Here is a 4,649-nt window from a genome sequence, read left to right as displayed (position 1 = left end):
ATTGAGGGAGGAGAATTCAATATGGAACGAAAGCAATATGAGCTTGGGGACATTGTTCAAATGAAAAAGCCGCACCCATGTGGAACAAATGAAATGGAAATTATTAGAATGGGGATGGATATCCGGATTCGCTGCACGGGATGTAAGCATAGTGTGCTCGTTCCACGGGCGAAGTTCGAGAGCAAGCTGAAGAAAGTGCTTCGTTCGGCGGCATCTTCTGCGTCCGAGCCATCTGAAGAATCCCATTGATTTTTTGATATCTGATGTGGTACAATACTCTTTGTCCAAATGGAAAGGTACCCAAGAGGTCCAAGGGGGCTGACTCGAAATCAGCTAGGCGGGTAACTCCCGTGCGTGGGTTCGAATCCCACCCTTTCCGCCATAATTTCTAAAGCTCGTTGATATCGATTGTTTGTACAAATAGGGCATAGATAGATGATGATGCGGATTATGGGCACAGGATATTGTACGCTAACAATAATACATACTTTAATTAGAATGGCCTTCTGCGTCCTTATATGCAGAAGGCTTTTTCATGGGGATTAATGAAAGCTGCTTATGGCTCGTCTTGGATTAGCTTGCTTGGTTGCGATTGTCTGAAGTGATCCAGCGGTCAACAAAATAACCCATCAATGCCCAAGAGGCAATTGTTAATCCATAAGCGATGAATAAGCTTATGTTTTCCAAATCGGTTGCCATTGTTAAAAACCACAGGGGAACACTAAGCGACAGCAGAATCATGTTTTTAGGATCATATCCAAAAAAATGAATGAAACAGATAGCTACGGCGATTAAAGTAAACAACCAAGTTATTTTTCTTCTCATCGGCGTATTCCTTAATGCGGCTTACGGTGCCACTTGCGATTGTGATTAGTTGTTTCCGGGAAACGCTCCCCTTTTTTTAAGGTAACGCTCTTTGGATTGTTGATCCCCATGTGAAAATCATTTTCTCCAATTTCGATATATTGTCCAGCATTAGGGGCGCGGTCTCCCGGGTTAAACTCGGTGCGTTCTCCCATGCCTGTTCACCTCCATTTAAGGATAGTATAGTCGATCGCCTTGTAAACCATGTAAGTCAGATAAAGCCAAATTCAGGGATTCTCTCGAAAGGCTCGGTTTTCAAGCTGCATCATAGGCTTTCGCTTGTATTTAGAGAGCCAATTTGGTATAGTATTATGGTGCGAGTTTGAATAAGTTTATCTCGCTCCTTGCTCCGAAAGGGTCTGCCTGAGGAGCCGTTAAGTCCAAAAGGAGGTGAATCGATATGCGCAAATATGAAGTGATGTACATTCTTAAAAGCGAATTGGAACAGGATGCTGTTCAGTCCGCGATCGAGAAATTCGAAGGCATCATTAATAATGGTGGGGAAATCACGAAAAGTGAGATAATGGGAAAACGCCGTCTTGCGTATGAGATCGATGATTACCGTGATGGAATTTACGTATTGGTAAATTTCAATGCAACTTCTGAGGTTGTAGCGGAACTAGATCGGGTAATGAAGATTTCCGATGAAATCATTCGTTATCTTATCGTTAAAGACGCAGCATAATTCACTAGAGTGAATCAACAAAGCATCGGAATGTAGGGGAGGGAAAAGGTTTGTTGAACCGTGTCATTCTAATCGGCAGATTAACCAGAGATCCTGAGCTGCGTTATACACCAACGGGTGTGGCAGTTACCCAATTTACACTGGCAGTGGATCGGCCTTTTACTAATCAGCAGAACGAACGTGAAGCGGATTTCATTAATATTGTCACATGGCGCCAATTGGCGGAGACGTGTGCCAACTATTTGCGCAAAGGACGTCTGACTGCAGTGGAGGGGCGGATCCAGGTGCGCAACTATGAGAATAACGAAGGGCGTAAAGTCTACGTTACAGAAGTAGTTGCCGATAATGTTAGATTCCTGGAGTCTGCTAATCGTGAGCCGGCAAGTGGCGGCGGAATGCGGGAAGAAGCTCCCCAGAGCCGTTACGGGAACCAACGGAGTCAGCAGCAAGATCCTTTCTCCGATGACGGGAAACCGATCGATATTTCCGACGATGACTTACCATTTTAATGAGAAAGGACTGAAACAGATCACATGACCACTAGAAGAGAAAACAGCGGCGAAGAGCGTTCTGAGCGCAGATTTTCCAGAGGCCGTGGGCGGAACAAACGTCGTAAAGTATGTTACTTTACTGCCAATAAAATCACTCACATCGACTACAAGGATATCGAAACATTGAAGAAGTTTATCAGCGAACGCGGTAAAATTCTTCCTCGCCGTGTAACGGGCACATCCGCGAAATATCAGCGCATGCTGACTATCGCGATCAAACGCGCTCGTCAAATAGCTTTGCTTCCTTACACAACGGAATAGTCTGAATGAGTGGAATGGCTCCGAGAAGATCGGGGCCATTTTTCGTTACTTCTTTCGCTGCCTCTGATAAAGCTATGTCATCATGGATGACTCACCAAACAAGCACCTCCATTCACATACCCTCATCCTATATATTTCAAAATACAACTTTTTTTGAACCAATTTTGAAAAACCAAATAAACCCAGTTCTACATTTTTTAGAAAAGGAACTCGTTTTATCCATTTTGTTTATAGTAACTCGTCCAACCCAATGAAATCCCTTAAAACTCCTTGGTTTTCCCCGCTTTTTGGAAACTTTGAGAACACTTCTGGAAGTTCAAAAGATTCCCTGGCACTACTCCATATTATTAATTTTTCCTATACAAACCTAGTAATTTTTAAATGAAAAAATTGTAGAAATAGCTCGTTAGTACTGTTGTTTTATTTAAACATGTGTATTATACTTCTGTTTAAAACAAATGTATTATACATATGTTTAAATTTTTGGTAGCATGGAATTCTTTCATTTTTATCTATCATTTTTAGAGGAGGGGATGATTTATATCATCACCAAAAGGAAAATAAAGCGGATTTTTGAGAGGTTTCCTAGCTGGACAAAAGAGGACATTAGCTGCTTGATATTCGAGCTAATCGAAAGAAGGAAAATTCTGAAGGATAGCTTAGAGAAGGTTAATGCGAGTCAAGTAAGAGACCGGGAGCAGTTGAGCCAGCAAATCGAAATGATTGATGAGGCTCTGGAAAGATTGTACACAGGCAAATACAGCAGTCCGCTCCAGTATGAGCTTTTAAAAACGTTATTTTTCTATTACTTGAAGGAAGATAGAAGGAAAGACAATGTTGGGAGGGCCAAATTCAAATCCGTAGGAGTTGAATTGATAGACGATCGGCAGCTAAGAGAGACAAAAGAGGAAGATGGTCTAATAAATAATTTTTGAGACGGAGGAGATTGATTTGAAGGGAAGACGTAAGTCGTTCGACTATAAGAAAAGCATGCATACCCGAAACAAGAGAAGGCTGCAGCAGACGAAAAAAATCATTGCCAGCACGGTGGTTGCTACTGCGTTAACATTCAGCGCACCGCATTTTGCCCAAATCGGGAAGCTTAGTCCGATTATTGCTGTGGAGGCAGCCTCTTTGGCAGACGTGAGTCTTCTTGCAGATGTTGCCATAAATGCGAATTTGAGCAATGTGGATGGAGAGGGTCCTTACAGGCTAGCGCTTTCCCTCACTGGTACTGGATTGGCGGAGGCCGAATTAGCTAACCCGGAAAGATTGTTTGTCTTTTATGCGCCGAAGATTAAAGACAAATGGTCTGTTGAGGGAGATGCCACAGTGCGTGTGGAAATCCTTCCGGTTACGATGGATAAATTGCCGGCGTTGGGAGGTACTATCAGCAGTGTAACTGATCTATTAACAGGAACTGTTAGTGAAGTATTAAGCGTTGTTGATAGGTTGCAAAGTAGTATTATTCCAAATAGTTTATTGACTATAAATGGAATATCGGAATTAGAACAAGCTCTTAGCGCTTTGAACAATATTGATACGGCATTAGCAGATTTGCTTGCTTATGAAGATGAAGTCGAAGTTGTGGTTGGTAATGATGGTTCTTTAGTAGTTAATTTCACAGATGGTCTCGGAAATCATTTAGAAACCGCTGTTAAAGATGTGGTAATCCAACTTTTACAAGATACAGTTGATGCATTAAATGCCGTAGAAATTAGAATTTTGCCTGGTGCAGAAAACATACCAGGTGTGGGCCTTATTATTGAGGGTCTGAATAATGCAGTTAATGAGGTACTTAGTACTGTTACAAATACCGCAAATGAAATTGTTGGAGTCACCGATAGTATAGCAGATGGAACAATTGATCTTGCTAATGATTTGGCTGGAGTCCACGTTATCGGCAATACCCAGGTATCGCTGAATACGCTTGTTGAGAAGCCTGTAGGAGTAGCTGGTGAAGTAAACGTCTACGGCGCTGGCATTAACACTTCGGTCGTTGATGTTGACTTGCTATCTTCTATGGAAGATTCGGATACGATTTTGTTTGATGACGATGATACAGACGCCGATGCAGATGCTGACGCCGATGCAGATGCTGACGCCGATGCAGATGCTGACGCCGATGCAGATGCTGACGCCGATGCAGATGCTGACGCCGACGCTGACGCTGATGCCGACGCTGATGCTGACGCCGACGCTGATGCCGACGCTGATGCGGATGCCGACGCTGATGCTGACGCTGACGCTGATGCGGATGCTGACGCTGATGCCGACGCTGATGCGGA

At 43.2% G+C, this 4,649-nt stretch carries 8 protein-coding genes and 1 tRNA gene; 7 read left to right on the top strand and 2 right to left on the bottom strand.

What is annotated here, in order from left to right; translation table 11 throughout:
- Positions 1-21: 21 nt before the first annotated feature.
- Together PSHG_RS24535 and PSHG_RS24530 are read left to right on the top strand one after the other, a co-directional pair.
- The gene (locus PSHG_RS24535) at positions 22-249 is read left to right on the top strand and encodes a DUF951 domain-containing protein (RefSeq protein WP_026021596.1); all 228 of its coding nucleotides are present in this window, start codon (positions 22-24) and stop codon (positions 247-249) included.
- Positions 250-290: 41 nt separating this feature from the next.
- A tRNA-Ser gene (locus tag PSHG_RS24530) sits at positions 291-382 on the top strand.
- Positions 383-573: 191 nt separating this feature from the next.
- On the opposite strand, the gene PSHG_RS24525 is transcribed toward PSHG_RS24530, so the two are convergent.
- Complete coding sequence (locus PSHG_RS24525; protein ID WP_026021595.1) at positions 574-825, bottom strand: hypothetical protein; 252 nt, start codon at positions 823-825, stop codon at positions 574-576.
- An 11-nt stretch (positions 826-836) separates the two neighbouring features.
- Complete coding sequence (locus tag PSHG_RS24520) at positions 837-1,019, bottom strand: YjzC family protein (protein ID WP_010279178.1); 183 nt, start codon at positions 1,017-1,019, stop codon at positions 837-839.
- A gap of 245 nt (positions 1,020-1,264) precedes the next feature.
- On the opposite strand from PSHG_RS24520, the gene rpsF reads away from it, so the two are divergent.
- The 5 genes from rpsF to PSHG_RS31290 form a co-directional block, all read left to right on the top strand.
- A complete protein-coding gene (gene rpsF, locus PSHG_RS24515) occupies positions 1,265-1,549 on the top strand; it encodes a 30S ribosomal protein S6 (RefSeq protein WP_010279175.1) in 285 nt (94 codons plus the stop codon).
- A gap of 50 nt (positions 1,550-1,599) precedes the next feature.
- A complete protein-coding gene (gene ssb, locus PSHG_RS24510; protein WP_010279172.1) occupies positions 1,600-2,058 on the top strand; it encodes a single-stranded DNA-binding protein in 459 nt (152 codons plus the stop codon).
- A 24-nt stretch (positions 2,059-2,082) separates the two neighbouring features.
- Positions 2,083-2,361: a 30S ribosomal protein S18 gene (gene rpsR, locus PSHG_RS24505; RefSeq protein ID WP_010279169.1), complete on the top strand. Its 279-nt coding sequence runs from the start codon at positions 2,083-2,085 to the stop codon at positions 2,359-2,361.
- A gap of 533 nt (positions 2,362-2,894) precedes the next feature.
- On the top strand, positions 2,895-3,296 hold the full coding sequence (locus PSHG_RS24500) for a hypothetical protein (RefSeq protein WP_010279166.1): 402 nt from the start codon (positions 2,895-2,897) through the stop codon (positions 3,294-3,296).
- A 16-nt stretch (positions 3,297-3,312) separates the two neighbouring features.
- The coding region (locus PSHG_RS31290; RefSeq protein WP_010279163.1) for an adhesive domain-containing protein at positions 3,313-4,649 on the top strand (1,337 nt) is incomplete at its 3' end.

This window comes from Paenibacillus senegalensis JC66, from assembly GCF_000285515.1.
In the GTDB taxonomy this organism is placed as follows: domain Bacteria; phylum Bacillota; class Bacilli; order Paenibacillales; family NBRC-103111; genus Paenibacillus_L; species Paenibacillus_L senegalensis.
Note: the sequence above shows the minus strand (reverse complement) of the source record. Positions and strands in the feature narration are given on the sequence as shown.